This is a genomic window from Citrobacter sp. Cpa228, assembly GCF_030333085.1.
GTDB classification, from domain to species: domain Bacteria; phylum Pseudomonadota; class Gammaproteobacteria; order Enterobacterales; family Enterobacteriaceae; genus Citrobacter; species Citrobacter pasteurii.
This window is the reverse complement of record NZ_JAOWGQ010000055.1, coordinates 419,957-436,600: the sequence shown is the minus strand read 5'-3', so window position 1 is coordinate 436,600 and position 16,644 is coordinate 419,957. Positions and strand designations below refer to the sequence as shown.

At 51.6% G+C, this 16,644-nt stretch carries 14 protein-coding genes; 5 read left to right on the top strand and 9 right to left on the bottom strand.

What is annotated here, in order from left to right:
* Positions 1-50 precede the first annotated feature (50 nt).
* Together lysP and yieE are read right to left on the bottom strand one after the other, a co-directional pair.
* Positions 51-1,520, bottom strand: a complete 1,470-nt coding sequence (gene lysP / locus OGX91_RS20535) for a lysine-specific permease (RefSeq protein ID WP_286627241.1) — start codon at positions 1,518-1,520, stop codon at positions 51-53.
* A 195-nt stretch (positions 1,521-1,715) separates the two neighbouring features.
* A complete protein-coding gene (yieE, locus tag OGX91_RS20530; RefSeq protein ID WP_040230613.1) occupies positions 1,716-2,597 on the bottom strand; it encodes a DNA-binding transcriptional regulator YeiE in 882 nt (293 codons plus the stop codon).
* 133 nt (positions 2,598-2,730) lie between these two features.
* Between yieE and OGX91_RS20525 the strand changes: the two genes are divergently transcribed.
* The 3 genes from OGX91_RS20525 to OGX91_RS20515 all read left to right on the top strand — a co-directional run bounded on the left by OGX91_RS20525 (position 2,731) and on the right by OGX91_RS20515 (position 5,800).
* Complete coding sequence (locus OGX91_RS20525; RefSeq protein WP_286627240.1) at positions 2,731-3,780, top strand: YeiH family protein; 1,050 nt, start codon at positions 2,731-2,733, stop codon at positions 3,778-3,780.
* A 71-nt stretch (positions 3,781-3,851) separates the two neighbouring features.
* Positions 3,852-4,709 carry a deoxyribonuclease IV gene (gene nfo, locus OGX91_RS20520; protein WP_005129226.1) on the top strand — a complete coding sequence of 286 codons (858 nt, stop codon included), beginning with the start codon at positions 3,852-3,854 and terminating at the stop codon, positions 4,707-4,709.
* A 2-nt stretch (positions 4,710-4,711) separates the two neighbouring features.
* Positions 4,712-5,800, top strand: coding sequence for a sugar kinase (locus OGX91_RS20515; protein ID WP_005129227.1), 1,089 nt, complete (start codon positions 4,712-4,714; stop codon positions 5,798-5,800).
* 46 nt (positions 5,801-5,846) lie between these two features.
* On the opposite strand, the gene OGX91_RS20510 is transcribed toward OGX91_RS20515, so the two are convergent.
* From OGX91_RS20510 to hypT, 4 genes are all read right to left on the bottom strand, one after another.
* Entirely contained in the window at positions 5,847-7,097 is a 1,251-nt protein-coding gene (locus OGX91_RS20510) for a NupC/NupG family nucleoside CNT transporter (RefSeq protein ID WP_040230612.1), read from the bottom strand.
* 95 nt (positions 7,098-7,192) lie between these two features.
* Positions 7,193-8,128: a pseudouridine-5'-phosphate glycosidase gene (locus tag OGX91_RS20505; protein WP_040230611.1), complete on the bottom strand. Its 936-nt coding sequence runs from the start codon at positions 8,126-8,128 to the stop codon at positions 7,193-7,195.
* The gene (locus OGX91_RS20500; RefSeq protein WP_286627304.1) at positions 8,116-9,057 is read right to left on the bottom strand and encodes a pseudouridine kinase; all 942 of its coding nucleotides are present in this window, start codon (positions 9,055-9,057) and stop codon (positions 8,116-8,118) included. Before OGX91_RS20500 ends, OGX91_RS20505 begins: the two co-directional genes overlap by 13 nt.
* A gap of 302 nt (positions 9,058-9,359) precedes the next feature.
* Positions 9,360-10,271, bottom strand: a complete 912-nt coding sequence (gene hypT / locus OGX91_RS20495) for a hypochlorite stress DNA-binding transcriptional regulator HypT (RefSeq protein ID WP_149691483.1) — start codon at positions 10,269-10,271, stop codon at positions 9,360-9,362.
* A gap of 352 nt (positions 10,272-10,623) precedes the next feature.
* Here hypT and cuyB point away from each other — a divergent pair, with 352 nt between their 5' ends.
* Both cuyB and OGX91_RS20485 read left to right on the top strand, forming a co-directional pair.
* Positions 10,624-11,349: a cysteate racemase gene (cuyB, locus tag OGX91_RS20490; RefSeq protein ID WP_005129244.1), complete on the top strand. Its 726-nt coding sequence runs from the start codon at positions 10,624-10,626 to the stop codon at positions 11,347-11,349.
* Between the two features lie 70 nt (positions 11,350-11,419).
* Entirely contained in the window at positions 11,420-12,718 is a 1,299-nt protein-coding gene (locus OGX91_RS20485; protein ID WP_040230609.1) for an anaerobic C4-dicarboxylate transporter, read from the top strand.
* Positions 12,719-12,799: 81 nt separating this feature from the next.
* Here OGX91_RS20485 and fruA read toward each other — a convergent pair whose 3' ends face one another.
* Genes fruA through fruB form a run of 3 tightly spaced genes read right to left on the bottom strand, consistent with a single transcriptional unit; the run spans position 12,800 to position 16,573 of the window.
* Positions 12,800-14,488: a PTS fructose transporter subunit IIBC gene (gene fruA, locus OGX91_RS20480; protein ID WP_149691482.1), complete on the bottom strand. Its 1,689-nt coding sequence runs from the start codon at positions 14,486-14,488 to the stop codon at positions 12,800-12,802.
* A gap of 16 nt (positions 14,489-14,504) precedes the next feature.
* Positions 14,505-15,443 carry a 1-phosphofructokinase gene (gene fruK, locus OGX91_RS20475; RefSeq protein ID WP_003027446.1) on the bottom strand — a complete coding sequence of 313 codons (939 nt, stop codon included), beginning with the start codon at positions 15,441-15,443 and terminating at the stop codon, positions 14,505-14,507.
* A complete protein-coding gene (gene fruB, locus OGX91_RS20470) occupies positions 15,443-16,573 on the bottom strand; it encodes a fused PTS fructose transporter subunit IIA/HPr protein (protein ID WP_005129247.1) in 1,131 nt (376 codons plus the stop codon). Before fruB ends, fruK begins: the two co-directional genes overlap by 1 nt.
* Between the last annotated feature and the right edge of the window lie 71 nt (positions 16,574-16,644).

Sequence of the window (16,644 nt, the reverse complement as noted above, 5' to 3'; positions counted from 1 at the left end):
AAAACCCCGGCACTCATCATGCCGGGGTTTTTTATTGCTTTTTTATACTGTTATTTCTTCACGCGACCCGGGAATTTCATTTCGCTGTAACGAACGAAACGGGTTCCTTTGGTCAGCTTATAGCCAAACCAGATGATCAGGAACAGCGGGATACCAATGTAGGTTGCCATTACGCCGCCCCAGTCAATGGTATCTTTCAGGAACGCTTCGTAGTTTTGCCCCAGGGTGATTATCAAGCACAGGACAAAGGCAAAGATCGGCCCCAGAGGGAAGAAGCCTGAACGATACGGCAGATCCTTAATATCATGGCCCTGCAACACGTAACCACGGCGGAAACGATAGTGGCTAATTGCAATTCCCAGCCAGGCGATAAAACCCGTCATCCCGGAGGTGTTCAACAGCCACAGGTACACAGTCTGGTTACCAAACATGGATGTCAGGAAGCACAGACCTGCCACGACAGTCGTCGCATACAGCGCGTTACGCGGTACGCCGCCACGAGACAACTTAGAGAAGATACGCGGCGCTTTACCGTCACATGCCAGGGTGTAGAGCATACGTGTTGATGCATACATCCCGGAGTTACCCGCCGACAGCACCGCCGTCAGGATAACGGCGTTCATCACCGCCGCCGCAGACAGCAGACCCGCGTGCTGGAATACCAGCGTGAACGGGCTGACGCTGATGTCTTTTACATCATTGCGCAGCAGGCTCGGATCGGTATACGGGATAATCAGGCTGATAATCAAAATCGCGAACACATAGAACAGCAGGATTCGCCAGAATACCTGGCGCACCGCGCGTGGAATGTTCTTCTCTGGATCTTCAGATTCGCCCGCGGCGATACCAATCAACTCGGTCCCCTGGAAGGAGAAGCCGACGATCATCGCCACACCAATCATGGCGGCAAAACCGCCAGCAAACGGTGCATCACCGGTCGTCCAGTTGCTCCAGCCCACCGGCTGAGCGCCTTTGAAGATACCGAAAATCATCATTACGCCAACTACGATGAAGATAATGACGGTGGTAACTTTGATCAGTGAGAACCAATATTCCGCTTCGCCAAATCCACGTACCGAGATGTAGTTCAGCAGGAAGATAACGCCAAGGAACAGCGCGCTCCAGATCCAACCAGGCGTATCCGGGAACCACCAGCTCATTACCAATTGTGCGGCCACCAGGTCCACGGCGATAGTCACCGCCCAGTTGTACCAGTAGTTCCAGCCGAGCGCGAAGCCAAAGCCTTCTTCTACATAGTTCTGACCGTAGGTAGAGAACGAACCGGAAACCGGCATGTAGGCAGCCAGCTCACCAAGACTGGTCATCAGGAAGTACACCATCAGGCCAATCAGAATATAGGAAAACAGCGCGCCGCCAGGACCCGCCGCAGAAATGGTTGCACCAGATGCAACGAAAAGACCCGTACCGATGGAACCACCAATAGCGATCATCGTCAGGTGACGCGCCTTCAGTTCACGGCGTAGCGTGGGCGCTTCTGTGGTTTTAGTTTCGGAAACCATGTGAAAATGCTATCCATCCAAAAAATGAGGCGCGATTGTAGCAGACGAAATGGCATTCTTCCGGCACAAATGCGCTGTTATAAGAGACCTTCATGACTGGCCGCGGATTATAAGTAAAGCAGAAAATGGGCAACGTATGACGATTGCCCTCAGTTGACGATGGGGTGTTCATTGCAGGTGCGACGCATCAGCGTCTTATTCAACCTGCTCTACCTGGTCGCTATAACGTAAAAAACGTAGCAGCGAGTTTGAAAGATGTTTTTGCCGATGATGGACGCGCCAAAGCGTGCGAACCAGACGTGGCAACGGCACCGGAACTTCGCTTAACGTTCCTGCCTGCAGTTGTTCTGCAATAACCCGACGCGACAAGCAACTGATCCCGAGACCATGGCGGACAGCATGTTTAATAGCCTCAGAGTTACCCAACTCCATTGCCATCTGAAATCTCGGTAGATGAGACAACAACAGGTAATCCACCAGCTCGCGAGTACCGGACCCACGTTCGCGCAGGATCCAGGGCGAAGCCGCAAGTTGCTCCAGCGTCACGGAGCCAGTGGTTAGCGGCGATGACGGCGCAGCAAATACCACCAGTTCATCTTCCAGCCACGGTTCAGAGATGATCTCCGTACTGTGACAGGGCCCTTCAATCAGCCCGATGTCGACCCGAAAATCTAGCACGGCATTGATAACATCCTGGCTGTTGCCCACGCTGAGTTCCAGCGGCAAATCGGGAAAATCCCGCCGGTAACCGGCAATCATGGCAGGTAAAATATAGTTGCCGATGGTGCTACTGGCATAGACGCGAATCGCGCCATTATCCTCACGAAAAAGCTGTTCGATTTCTGTCGTTTGCTCAAGCAAGGCCAACGCACGCGGATAGAGTAAGCGCCCGTGCTCATTGACGACCAGCCGCTTGCCGACGCGGTCAAACAATTGCACGCCAAGTTGCCCCTCTAAATCGGTAAGCGCAGCACTCACCGCTGACTGCGACAATGACAACATGACAGATGCCTGAGTCGTCGAGCCGCTTTTCAGTACCTCAGCAAACACTTCAAGTTGTCGCAGGGTGATATGCATAGTCGTTTTCCACCGGGTAGCCCGTGCTTACCACTTATAAAGATTAATTATAAATATATAATCAATTTTATTTTTAAGCCACTTCACCTTACAATTTTTGCCAAGAAATCATTCAAATTGTTCAGGAGGGGTTATGACTGAACTCGCCCTACAGAATCATCGTCGTACAGTGTGGCATTTTATTCCGGGGCTTGCCCTGAGCGCAGTTATCACTGGGGTCGCCTTATGGGGTGGATCCATTCCCGCCGTTGCAGGTGCCGGGTTCAGCGCGCTCACCTTAGCCATCTTATTCGGGATGGTTATCGGCAACACCGTGTATCCACAAATCTGGAAAAGCTGTGACGGTGGTGTGCTGTTTGCTAAACAACATCTATTGCGTCTGGGGATTATCCTCTATGGTTTCCGCCTCACCTTCGCCCAAATAGCCGACGTTGGTGTCAGCGGTATCGTCATTGATGTCCTGACGCTCAGCAGCACCTTTATGCTGGCCTGCTTCCTCGGACAGAAAGTATTTGGTCTGGACCGCCACACCAGTTGGCTGATTGGCGCGGGGAGCAGCATTTGTGGTGCCGCCGCGGTATTAGCCACCGAGCCGGTGGTGAAAGCAGAAGCCAGTAAGGTCACGGTCGCCGTTGCTACCGTGGTTATCTTCGGAACCATTGCTATCTTCCTGTACCCGGCAATGTACCCGCTACTGGCGCACTGGTTTAGCCCGGAAACCTACGGGATTTATATTGGCTCCACGATGCATGAAGTCGCACAGGTTGTTGCTGCCGGGCATGCAATCACCCCGGAAGCTGAAAACGCAGCCGTCATTGCGAAAATGCTGCGCGTCATGATGCTGGCTCCGTTCCTCATCATCCTGGCAGCACGTGTTAAACAACTTTCTCCGGCGACCAGTGGAGAGAAAAGTAAAATCACTATTCCGTGGTTTGCCATCCTGTTTATTGTGGTCGCGATTTTTAACTCGTTCCACCTGCTGCCGCAGTCAGTGGTGAACATGCTGGTTACGCTGGACACCGTGCTGCTGGCAATGGCGATGGCCGCACTGGGGTTAACCACTCACGTGAGTGCGCTGAAAAAAGCCGGTGCAAAACCTCTGCTGATGGCACTGGTGCTGTTTGTCTGGCTGATTGTGGGCGGTGGCGCGATTAACGTTGCCATCCACGCGCTGATGGCATAAACGAGCACGACTCACCTCCATTAACCCGCTATACTTCCTCCTTTTGCATTTGAGTATGGCGGGTTTAATTTATGAAATATATTGGAGCGCACGTAAGCGCCGCTGGCGGTCTGGCTAACGCCGCTATTCGAGCCGCAGAAATCGAAGCGACCGCATTCGCCCTGTTCACCAAGAATCAGCGTCAGTGGCGTGCCGCGCCGCTGACCACCGAAATCATTGATGATTTCAAATCCGCCTGCGAGAAGTATCACTATACTTCCGCGCAAATCCTGCCTCACGACAGCTATCTGATAAACCTCGGTCATCCGGTCAGCGATGCGCTGGAAAAATCACGTGATGCATTTATCGATGAAATGCAGCGCTGCGAACAGCTTGGCTTATCCCTGCTGAACTTTCACCCGGGCAGCCATTTGATGCAGATCCCGGAAGATGAATGTCTGGCGCGCATTGCCGAATCGATCAATATCGCCCTCGCCCAGACCCAGGGCGTTACGGCGGTAATTGAAAATACCGCCGGACAGGGCAGCAACCTTGGCTTTAAGTTTGAGCACCTGGCCGCCATTATCGACGGCGTAGAAGATAAATCCCGTGTCGGCGTCTGTATTGATACCTGCCACGCCTTCGCGGCCGGTTACGATTTGCGTTCCGTTGAGGAATGCGAAAAGACGTTTGCGGAATTTGAACGTATTGTCGGTTTCAAATATCTGCGCGGTATGCACCTGAACGACGCCAAGAGCACGTTTGGCAGCCGCGTTGACCGTCACCACAGCTTAGGTGAAGGCAATATTGGCCACGACGCATTCCGATGGATTATGCAGGACAATCGTTTTGACGGCATTCCGCTGGTGCTGGAAACCATTAATCCAGATATCTGGGCAGAAGAGATTGCCTGGCTGAAAGCCCAGCAAACAGAAAAAGCGGTGGCCTAATCATGAACGACAGGGAAAAGCAGATCCTTAAGATCCTGCGCCGCAATCCGTTGATTCAGCAGAATGAAATCGCCGATATTTTGCAGATCAGCCGTTCACGCGTCGCTGCGCATATTATGGATTTAATGCGTAAAGGCATGATCAAAGGTAAAGGTTATATCCTTACCGAACAGGATTATTGCGTGGTTGTCGGAGCTATCAACATGGATATCCGGGGTGTTGCAGACATCCATTATCCTCAGGCCGCCTCGAACCCTGGCAGCATTCATTGCTCAGCAGGCGGTGTAGGGCGTAACATCGCCCACAACCTGGCGCTGCTGGGTCGCGACGTACATTTAATCTCCGCTGTTGGCAGCGATTTCTATGGCGAAACGCTGCTGGAACAGACCCGTCAGGCTGGTGTTAACGTTTCCAGTTGCATTCGTCTGCATGGACATAACACCTCCACCTATTTGTCGATCGCGAATCAGCAGGAAGAGACCGTACTGGCGATTAATGATACCCACATTCTGCAACAGCTAACGCCGCAGTTGCTGAACGGTTCACGGGATCTTATCCGCCATTCCGGCGTCGTGCTGGCGGATTGCAATCTGACAGCTGAAGCCATCGAGTGGGTATTTACTATTGCTGATGACATTCCGGTATTTATTGATACCGTTTCAGAGTTCAAAGCGGCAAAAATGAAGACCTGGTTTACACGTATTCATACGCTAAAACCCACGCAGAAAGAGCTGGGCATTTTATGGGGTAAGCCTGTCCAGTCGGATGCGGATCGCGTGCAGGCCGTCAACGACCTCCATCAGCAGGGAGTAAAACGCATCTTTGTGTGTCTGGAAGACGAATCCGTTTTTTGCAGCGAAAAGGACGGAGAGCAATTTTTACTGACATCGCCGAAGCATACGGTGATAGACAGTTTCGGCGCCGATGACGCATTTATGGCGGGATTGTTATACAGCTTTCTGGAAGGCAGTGAGTTCCGCGAAAGCGCGCAGTTTGCAATGGCCTGTGCAGCATTATCACGCGCCAGCGTCAGTATTAACAACCCAACGCTCTCCGCTGATAACGCACTGTATTTACTGCAAACAGCTTGAATGTCTGCCGGATAGCGCTACGCTTATCCGGCCTACACACTTTATTTTATGCCAGTCCGATAAAGAAACCGGCTATTGTAGCACTCATCAGGTTTGACAGCGTTGCCGCAGCCAGTGCTCTCATCCCAAGCTGTGCGATTTCCGGCGCACGCTGTGGCGCAATGGCTGAAAACGCACCGACGACAACACCAATCGAACCAAAGTTTGCAAAACCACACAGCGCAAACGAAATAATCGCAATAGTCTTCACATCCAACGTCCCACCCGTTTGCAGGTACGGAGAGAAATTGAGATAAGCGACAAACTCATTAATCGCCAGCTTCTGCCCGATCAGGCTACCTGCCAGCGTCGCATCGCTCCAGTCCACGCCCATAATCCACGCCAGCGGAGCCAGAATGTAGCCAAAAATGCCTTCCAGGGTCGCGTGACCGAAGCCAAACCAACCGCCAACGCCACCAATAATGCCGTTAATCAGCGCGATAATGGCGACAAATGCCATGACTACTGTCGCCACACCAGCGGCGATCTTCAGCCCGGTCATCGCCCCACTGGCCGCCGCTTCGATGATGCTTTTCGGTGGCGTTTCAGTAAATGACAGGTTTTCAAAGGTGACGCGAGATTCTTCCGTTGCCGGACTCAGCATACGCGCGAACAAAATACCGCCAGGAATTGCCATCAGCGATGCCGCCAGCAAATAGTCGATCGGGACGCCCATTCCGGCGTAACCAATCATCATGGAGCCAGCAATCGAGGCCATTCCGCTACAAATAGCGGTAAACAGCTCATTGCGATTCAGGCGGTCAATAAACGGTTTCACGATTGCCGGGATCTCGTTTTGCCCGAGGAAAATCGTGGTTACTGCGACAAATGACTCGATCTTACTGATGTTCAACGCTTTCTGGAAAATACCGCCGAGGATGCGGATCAACAACCCCATCACGCCAATGTAGTAGAGCAGACTGATGAGTGCGGTCACAAAAATGATGGCCGGGAGCACCCGGAAGGCGAAGATAAACCCGGCCCCGTCAAACAGCACATCCATTTTTGGCCCAACGAGGGAGCCAAAGATAAATGCGCTACCCGCGTCACTATATGACATCACCTTGTGGACGCCGAGCGCGGCCTGTTCAACCAGCCATTTCCCCGGCGGGAAATACAACATGATACCGCCAATGGCGATTTGCAAAACCAACGCTGCGCCAACGGTACGCAGGCTAATCCGTTTTTTATTTACTGACAGCAGAAACGCGATGGCCAGTAATACCACCATACCCACAACACTTCTCATTATATCCATAATGAAATCCCTTCATGCCAGGAAACCCGGCGCTAACGCCAGGTTTTGGTAGGTTTGATATTCACGGGCGACCGCTTTCTGCCCGGAAAATTTGGTCAGGCGAGGCGTTGGTATTCCTTCGCAATCTCGCAAGCCAGTACGGCGTTGTTGAACACCAACTGAATGTTAGATTTCAGACTGTCGCCTCCGGTAAGTTCCGCAACCCGTGCCAGAAGGAACGGCGTGCTATCTTTGCCCACAACGCCCTGCTCTTCAGCTTCCTTCACTGCCCGATCGATTGCCGCGTTAATTTTTTCCTCTGCCATGGCAAACTGTTCAGGGATGGGATTTGCGACAACCAGGCCGCCGTTCAGGCCGGTTTGCCATTTCACCGCCATCGCGCGGGCAATCTCTTTTGCGCTGTCCAGACGAATACTGACGTCAAACGGACTGGTGCGGCAGAAAAATGCTGGCAGCGATGTTGTCTGATAACCAATGAGCGGCACACCGAAGGTTTCTAAATATTCGGTTGTTAATCCGAGATCGAGAATAGATTTTGCCCCTGCGCAAATAACCGTGACATTGGTATGTGCCAGTTCTTGTAGATCCGCAGAAATATCAAATGTATGCTCAGCCCCACGGTGAACTCCGCCGATACCCCCGGTTGCAAATACTTTAATTCCCGCCATAGCGGCAATAATCATGGTAGAGGCAACGGTAGTCGCGCCATTTTTCCCGGCGGCTACAACAAATGGTAAATCTCGGCGGCTAACTTTAGCCACGTTATGCCCTTCACGTCCTAAAAGTTCAATTTCATCTTTACTTAAACCTACTTTCATTATTCCGCCGATAATGGCAATAGTCGCAGGCACAGCACCATGTTTGCGAATAGTTTCTTCTACTTCAATCGCTGTCTGCGCATTTTGTGGAAATGGCATGCCATGGGAAATAATGGTTGACTCAAGTGCAACAATGGGTTTTTTACTGTTTAATGCTTCCTGAACTTCTGGAGATATTTGTAATAATTCAGAGGAAAGAGTTAATTCAGACATTCTGTGTTCTCCACTATTGAGCTAACATTCGCAACAGACAAATCAGGGTTATTGGTATATTCACAGGCCAGTGCCATAGATGAGCACCCCTGCGCAAATCGAACCGAATCAATAAAGGGCAGACCGTCGACCCAGCAGGAAGCCAGTCCCGCCATCATGGCATCACCAGCCCCCGTGACATTAATGACGTGAGTTTTAATGGGCAGCGACCAACCGCTACTCCCCGAGATATCACTGTAATAAACGCCGTCGCCGCCCATGCTGAGCACCAGCCGGTTTAGGCCGCGCTCATGAAACCACGTGGCAACTTTGCCAACATCTTCTCGCCCGGAAAGTGCAATCCCACTCAGGGTTTCAGCTTCAAGTCGATTAGGCTTTAAGGTGTGGATTTTGCCGAGCTGCTCGCGAATTTTAACGCACTTCCATGCCGATACCGGGTCAACAAACACCGGTACCTCACCCGCGTTTTCCAACACCCATGTCAGCGCGTCTTCACTGATATTACAGTCAGCGACAATGACTTTTGCTGCACGAATAAAATCACGATGTTGCGACAAAAAAGCCGCTGAAATGTGGTCAGTAATACTCATATCATTAATGGCAACCAGCATCTCACCGGTATTATCAAGCAGCGACAAATAACTTGATGTATTTTCTCCAGCAACAATCAGGCATTTTTCGACATGAACACCAGATTGATTAGTTTGCGCCAGCAGTGATTGTCCATAGAAATCGCTACCAACGGCAGTCAGTAACCATGAATCTTTCCCCAGCAGCGCCAAATTATGAGCGATATTGCGTCCCACGCCGCCTGGCGTAAATTTTATTTTCCCCGGATTCGAGTCCGCATAATTTAGAGAAGCATGCGAATACCCGGCCACATCCATATTGGCCGAGCCAATGGTTACTATGTATTCCTTTTCACGCATAGCACGTCCCCTGGCAATATAATTACCACTAATGAGTTCGTCAAAAATAATCTTTACCACAGCAAAGATTATTAGAGCACATGTTCACTATCAAACATATGTTCATGTTAGCCAGGTTTTTTGTAAAGTAAATCCATCAGCAAGATCTAAAGCAAATAGATATGAACAGAGTCACAATTTTTTATAGATACAGTTTGCAAGGAAGAGAAAAAATGAGAGGCAGAACACAAATTGAGCAAACTAAAAAAATAACCTCCGAATAACCGGAGACTTTACAGATGCGCCAGGCAGACTGGCGTGTATTAACTGAGCGAAACCAGATCCTCCGGCATGTGGTTGTACAAAATCCGCCAGAAGTGCTCAGCCGTTTTATTCAAGCGGGTATCCATCCGGTAAATATAGGCCTGAATAGGCACCATCAGTTCCGGCGTCTGCAGACAAACCAGCCGCTTGTCACGCAGTTCGTTTACGATAGTCCACACCGGCAGCCAGGCGATACCATGCCCATCTAGTGCCATATTTTTCAATAACTCACTCATCGAAGACATAAACAGTGTACGAGCAGAAATACCGCCCACTTCCGCCAGATGACGGTTTACCAATCTTCCCATGTAGGATGTACTGGTATAGTTCAGAATCGGCACCTGCGGCTGATAGATATCAAATAACGCCTCCCCCTGCGCGTCAGCTGCACAGACGGGATACAGCTCAGACTCAAAAACCTTCAAACCGCAGAATGGCGACTGCATTAAGTCTTCATCCCGAAAAGAGATAATAAAATCACTTTTCCCCTCGCGCAGAGTATTCACCGCCTGAACAACATCGATAGCTTCGACGTGCCAGACAAATTCTTCACCCCAGGCTGCCATTGAGTGCACTAATCTGGGCAACATCGTCAGCGACAGAGAATGTGCCGCCGCTATTTTGATATTGGGTACCCCAAGCAGGTTGTGCCCACTTAGCTCATCCAGATTGCATTCCAGCTGTTGCAGCAGACTACGGGTTTGCGAATGGAATAGCTTGCCCTCCTCCGTGAGTTGCAGTGGACTCGTCGTGCGATCAAAAAGCTGTACCCCCACGGCGGATTCGAGCGCTTTGATCCGCCGGCTAAATGCCGGTTGGGAGATGTTACGTTCCTCAGCCGCCTGGGAAAAATGACGGCACGCTTCCAGCGTCAGAAAGTCATATAACCATTTTGTCTCAATATTTTTCATGCGTATCACACGGATGTTTAAATATGCCAATTAACCTGTAGCATCATGCCTGAATATTTCCGCATATGATAATCCTCATCAACACCTGGTGATTCGTTTTTTGCATAAAGCCTTCGTTTTAAACATTAACAGGATCCTCTGCCCACTGGTTACGATCGCTTACCCACGCCGGATTGTCGGGTCTCTGGCTAAATACAGGACTACCGGGATTGTAGAAGAAACCACAATCATGCAGTTTTTGCATTGAACCCAACATTATTGCATTTCTCCTCGCGTCTCACTGCTGTTAAACATGATCAGCAGACACAATCCAGATCTGAATATCAATTATCGGTAAGTCGAGGTATATATCGTGAAAGGTTTAATTGGCGTACTGGGTGGTATGGGACCAGCTGCAACCGTCGATCTCTTTAATAAATTCGTCACATTTACCGCAGTACAACGTGACCAGGAACATATCCCATTAATTATATCCTCTATTCCTGACATTCCTGACCGAACCGACGCGTTAATGCATCATGGAAATTCCCCACTCCCGGCAATGCGCGATTATATGCATAAACTCGAAGATGCTGGCGCGGAGTGTATTGTGATCCCCTGTAATACCGCCCATTTTTGGTTTAAAGAATTAAAAGAGTGCTGTCACACAGAGCTGCTCAGCATTGTTGAAACAACCATCAGCGAGGTCAGGAACTGCGGAAAATCGCGTATCGGTTTACTTGCCACCAACGCCACGTTGTACATGGGTCTCTATCAAAAGGGCATAGAATCTCTTGGTTTAACCTGCGTCAGCCCTGACCCGGCCGGTCAGGAAAAGGTGATGGAAAGTATCTATTGCTTAAAAGCCGGTGATGTTAAGCGGGCGCAAACGCTGATGAATGAACAGGCAGAAGCACTCTTCTCACGCGGTGCACAGGTCATCGTGTTGGGATGCACTGAAGTTCCCGTCATTCTTGCTGAGGCAGTCAAAATGTCACCCGAAAAATATATTGATTCAACCGGTTCGTTGGTTCGCGCCGGTATTAAATGGTACGAGAAACGCGTTGGTAAAAATCATCTTTTAGCACAGCAAAAATGAAATTCAGGTTAATTATCGCATCAAGCAAATCCCCATATTAATAACGAATCACTCTCAGGTGGAGGCCATTATGATTTGGCTGGAAATTATCGTAGTGTTGGGCGCAATATTTTTTGGTATCCGCCTCGGCGGTATTGGTATTGGTTTATGTGGCGGGCTGGGGCTGGCTATTTTAACGCTGGGATTTGGGTTGCAAATTGGTTCGCCGCCCGTTGACGTGATTCTCATTATTATGACGGTGGTCGTGGCTGCCTCAGCACTACAGGCCGCAGGTGGTATGGATTATCTGGTACGCGTTGCCGGGAATTTTATGCGGCGTAACCCTAAATATATCAATATCATTGCGCCCATTATTACCTGGGCGATGACCATTATGGCGGGGACCGGATTTATTGTTTTTTCTACCCTACCGGTCATTGCCGAGGTAGCAAAAGAGTCCGGTATCCGCCCCTCACGCACGCTAGCAGGATCCGTCGTCGCCTCGCAGGTGGCAATATCCGGCTCGCCGATCAGCGCTGCGATGGCCGCAATGTTGACCATCATGGAAGGAAACGGCGTCAGCTTTATCCAGGTCATGGCGGTATGCCTGCCCGCCTCATTCGTTGCCGCAATGGTGGCCGCATTAATCGCTTCACGCCAGGGATGCGAGCTACAGGATGATGAAGTGTATCTGCAACGCCTGCAAAAAGGTCTGGTGCGTAAATATGAAAGCCAGAGTAGTACGACGCCGGGTGCTGTGCTTTCCGTTGCCTTGTTTATGCTGGCAACGGTCGTCATCGTCATCCTTGCCGCCTGCCCTCAGCTACGTCCGGGATTCGACGTCGGTAGTCCGATGAATACGCGGGATATTATTATTATCTGCATGTTATCTGCCGCTTGCCTGATGGTGGTGTTATGCAAAACATCAACAGATGCGATTGTTCTGACATCCACTTTTCGGGCAGGGATGAGTTCGTTGGCGGTGATTCTGGGGATTGTTACGTTGGGCACAACCTTCATTGACGCCCATTTAACAGGGATAAAGGATATCGCGGGTGACATTCTACGGGCTTATCCGATGCTGTTGGCACTGGTGCTGTTTGGGACCTGCGCACTGCTCTATTCGCAGGGAGCCACCACGCCGCTGATTATCCCGCTTGCCGTCGCGCTTGGTGTACCCACCTGGGCCATTCTGGCGTCCTATGTGGCAGTGACGGGGGTGTTTGTTCTACCCACATACCCCACTTCACTGGCGGCAATGGAGTTCGACACTACCGGGACAACGCGCGTGGGCAAGTATGTATTAAACCATCCGTTTATGTTGCCAGGACTTGGTGGGATCATCGCTGGCGTTGCCTTTGGTTTTATCATCGCGCCAATGATTGCCTGAACCGTTTTTCACATCTCCAGGCGGCGGTTAATGGATAAAAAAAGGGGCAGAGAAATCTCTGCCCCCGATGTCAGCATTAAATCATGCCGCTTTTGCCACAACATCTGCTTCCGGGCGCTTCAGCACCGCATAGGAGAGACCGGCTACCAGCGTGCCAGCAACAATCGCCAGCAGGTAACCAAGTACAGGGGTAATGGCGCCAGGGATCAACAGTACAAACAGTCCGCCGTGTGGCGCCATCAACTTCGCACCCACAGCCATTGAGATTGCTCCCGTCACCGCGCCACCGACGATACAGCATGGCAGAACACGCATCGGATCGCGTGCCGCGAACGGAATTGCACCTTCGGTGATAAAGCATAAACCCAGAACCAGCGCCGCTTTGCCACCTTCTTGTTGTGCTTTGTCGAACTTGCGACGCGCAACCAGCGTTGCCAGACCCAGCGCCAACGGTGGCACCATACCTGCCGCCATAATGGCTGCCATCGGTGCATAAGTTTGCGTACTCAGCAGACCCACCCCGAAAGCGTAGGCCGCTTTGTTCACTGGACCGCCCATGTCGGTACACATCATGCCGCCAAGAATAGCGCCAAGCAGAACCGCATTCGCCGTCCCCATGGTTTGCAGCCAGTGAGTCAGGCCTTCCAGAATACCCGCAACCGGTTTACCAATCAGGTAAATCATTGCCAGACCAACGACCAGGCTCGAAAGGAGCGGAATAATCAGAATCGGTTTCAGCGCTTCCATACTCTGTGGGAGTTTCAGCTTCGTGCTGATGAGCTTCGCCACATAACCGGCAAGGAAACCGGCGATAATCCCACCGATAAAGCCAGAACCGGTACTCACTGCCAGCATACCGCCGATAAGACCCGGCGTCAGACCAGGACGGTCAGCGATAGAAAACGCGATATAACCTGCCAGAACGGGCACCATCAGAGCAAAGGCTGAGCCCCCACCAATCTGCATCAGTGCTGCCGCCAGCGTACCCTGCTCTTTGAATGCTTCAATACCAAAGGCGAATGACAGCGCAATACACAGACCACCCGCCACCACCATCGGCAGCATGTAAGACACACCGGTCAACAGGTGACGATACGCGCCCGCACCCTCTTTTTTTCCTTCTGTAGCAGCAGTCTGATTCTTCCCGGCAGGCTGATACGGGGTCGCTTCATCCAGCGCTTTATCCAGTTCCTGCTTCGTTTTCTTCAGCGCCAGACCCGTAGACGTGCGATACATCGGTTTTCCAGCAAATTTCGCCAGATCAACCTCAATATCAGCCGCCACAATCACCAGATCAGCCTCGGCAACCTCTTCCGGCGTAATGGCATTACCTGCTCCTACTGAGCCACGGGTTTCCACTTTCACCCACCAGCCGCGTTTTTTCGCTTCGGTTTCAATAGCTTCAGCAGCCATAAACGTATGTGCGACGCCTGTCGGACAGGCTGTCACTGCCACCACACGTTTTGGACCATTGCTTGCTGCTGGCGTTGCCACAACCGGCGCACTATATGGCTGCGCATGACCTTTTGCTTCACTGAGAAAAAGCTCGGGATGCGCAACCGCACGACCGATGTCACCCAGCCAGACCTTTTTGCCGTTCAGCGAATTGTCGACAGGTAGCGTATCGCCCAGGACAATCGCCAGTTCTGCATCATTTGGATTGTCGATGATCTCCAGATGCGCTTTCTGTGCCGCCGCTCCAAGCAGGGTTTTCGCCATATAGGCGCGAGCCTGGCCGAGATTAGCGTCAATAATCAGCAGCGTTTTCATTATGCCTCTCCTGCTGTCAGTTAAACGGTTTTAAGTCGACACGCGCCATCATTGCGGCCAACTGAGGACGATCGGTAATACCCACATTGCTTTGGCTTACCGCCAGGGCGGCAACTGCCGTCGCCAGACGCAGTGTATGTTCGCTGGATTCACGCATCAGCAAGCCATAAATCAGACCGCCAACCATCGAATCCCCCGCACCTACAGTGCTGACCACCTCAACTGACGGTGGCTTAGCAATCCATTCACCCGAAGCGTTGACCCACAACGCGCCTTCCGCACCGAGTGAAATCACCACGTGCGCAATGCCTTGCTCACGCAGAGCATGTGCCGCATCAATAACATCTTTCATTTCTGGCAGCTTACGGCCAGCCCAGATTTCCAGTTCACGACGGTTTGGTTTCACCAGCCACGGAGCTGCCTTCAGGCCAGCGACCAGCGCTTCACGACTACTATCAAAGATAATGCATGGGCACTGACTGCGCAGGCGCGTCATCCAGTCAGTGAATGCTTCAGGGCTCACGCCGGTCGGCAAGCTGCCGCTGACACACACCATATCGAACTGACCCAGCCAGCTCAGTGAGTCATTCACAAAGCGTTCCCAGTCAGCCGGTGTGACTTCAAAACCAGAAAAATTGAAGTCAGAAACTTCACCATCTTTTTCAGTCAGCTTGACGTTAATTCGGGTACGCCCCTGCACCACCTGAAAACGGTTAGCGATGCCCAGCTCACTGAACAACTGCTGAAAACCATCCTGGTTGTCCTTACCCAGAAAGCCGCCAACCGTCACGTCAATCCCCAGGTCTTTAAGCACTTTTGCGACGTTAATCCCTTTTCCCGCCGCATGCAGACCGGTCGTTTTCACCAGATTGACTTCACCGCGTTCAATTTCCGGGCAAAAACCGACCAGATCGTAAGCCGGGTTCAGGGTGATAGTTGCAACACGTCTGCTCATTATGCGCCCTCCCCAAGACCTGCCGCGATGGCATCGCCAATGGCTTTCAGCGCCTGTTCAGCATCTTCACCCTGTGCGGTAAAGCGCAGGTGGTGTCCTTTTTTCACGCCCAATGCCACAACTTTCATCAAACTGCGTCCATTTGCCGGTTTTCCGGTTCCATCAAGATTTGTCACGGTTATTTCACTATTAAATTGTTTAATCGTATTCACCAGCATGGTGCCCGGACGGGCGTGTAAACCATGCTCATTACGCACTACAAACTCGGCACTCAGTACATCATCAGTTAATGCATCATCGCTGGTCAGCAGCGCCAACACCGTTGCAGCATCTGCCTTCAGCAAACGGTCAGCTTTATTGCTCAGCAACAGATCGCCAAGACGCTTCAGCACTGCAACGGGCTGGTCATCATTCATCGCGACAGTCACCAGCAGCGCAGCGGCTTCGCCCTGAACGTCAAATGCGCTTGCCGCACGACTGACCGCGACGGCGCTGCGCACATTGCCTTCAGCACAATCATTCAGCCAGATGCCCTGACCAAGATTCATTGGTTGCTCGTTAATCGCTCTGGCCACAAAGGTGGCATCTACTGCACCGGCTTCTTTCAGACGCGCGGCGTTCAGCGCCTGCAGCGTCACCAGCGAAGTGGCGACGACGTCCAATGACAGCGTTTCGTTATCAAGCTTCAGCTGTTCGCTCTGCTTTTCGCCCATCAGCAATGCACGTAATTCTTCTGCCGTGGTGGCAGATTTCAGCTGTTCTGCAACCGAGTCATCACTCAATACATGGGTCAGCTGACGCAACAACCCAAGGTGCTCATCTGAGCTGGCTGCAATGCCGATTGCCACATACGCAACCTGACCTTCGCCCCACGTCACACCCTGCGGAAACTGAAACACCTGCACCCCGGTTTTCAGCACCTGATCGCGTGTGTCTGTCGTACCGTGAGGAATGGCAATACCATTGCCGAGAAACGTCGATGTTTGTTGTTCGCGCGCCAGCATGCCATTGACATAGCCGTCCGCAACGTTGCCCGCTTGCACCAGGGCTGCGGCAACCTGGCGAATAGCCTCTTCTTTGTTCCCGGCCTGTTCGCCCGGGTGAATATCCTGAACAGATAACTGGAACATGATTCTCCTCTCCTGCTGAATTGAAACGATTCAGCTAACATGAGAAAAAAGGCGTCACCCGACTCCATTAG

Bases quoted from the DNA above. Each gene is read 5' to 3' on its own strand.
- lysP (WP_286627241.1), bottom strand. From the start codon at position 1,520: ATGGTTTCCGAAACTAAAACCACAGAAGCGCCCACGCTACGCCGTGAA.
- yieE (WP_040230613.1), bottom strand. From the start codon at position 2,597: ATGCATATCACCCTGCGACAACTTGAAGTGTTTGCTGAGGTACTGAAA.
- OGX91_RS20525 (WP_286627240.1), top strand. From the start codon at position 2,731: ATGACTGAACTCGCCCTACAGAATCATCGTCGTACAGTGTGGCATTTT.
- nfo (WP_005129226.1), top strand. From the start codon at position 3,852: ATGAAATATATTGGAGCGCACGTAAGCGCCGCTGGCGGTCTGGCTAAC.
- OGX91_RS20515 (WP_005129227.1), top strand. From the start codon at position 4,712: ATGAACGACAGGGAAAAGCAGATCCTTAAGATCCTGCGCCGCAATCCG.
- OGX91_RS20510 (WP_040230612.1), bottom strand. From the start codon at position 7,097: ATGGATATAATGAGAAGTGTTGTGGGTATGGTGGTATTACTGGCCATC.
- OGX91_RS20505 (WP_040230611.1), bottom strand. From the start codon at position 8,128: ATGTCTGAATTAACTCTTTCCTCTGAATTATTACAAATATCTCCAGAA.
- OGX91_RS20500 (WP_286627304.1), bottom strand. From the start codon at position 9,057: ATGCGTGAAAAGGAATACATAGTAACCATTGGCTCGGCCAATATGGAT.
- hypT (WP_149691483.1), bottom strand. From the start codon at position 10,271: ATGAAAAATATTGAGACAAAATGGTTATATGACTTTCTGACGCTGGAA.
- OGX91_RS20485 (WP_040230609.1), top strand. From the start codon at position 11,420: ATGATTTGGCTGGAAATTATCGTAGTGTTGGGCGCAATATTTTTTGGT.
- fruA (WP_149691482.1), bottom strand. From the start codon at position 14,488: ATGAAAACGCTGCTGATTATTGACGCTAATCTCGGCCAGGCTCGCGCC.
- fruK (WP_003027446.1), bottom strand. From the start codon at position 15,443: ATGAGCAGACGTGTTGCAACTATCACCCTGAACCCGGCTTACGATCTG.
- fruB (WP_005129247.1), bottom strand. From the start codon at position 16,573: ATGTTCCAGTTATCTGTTCAGGATATTCACCCGGGCGAACAGGCCGGG.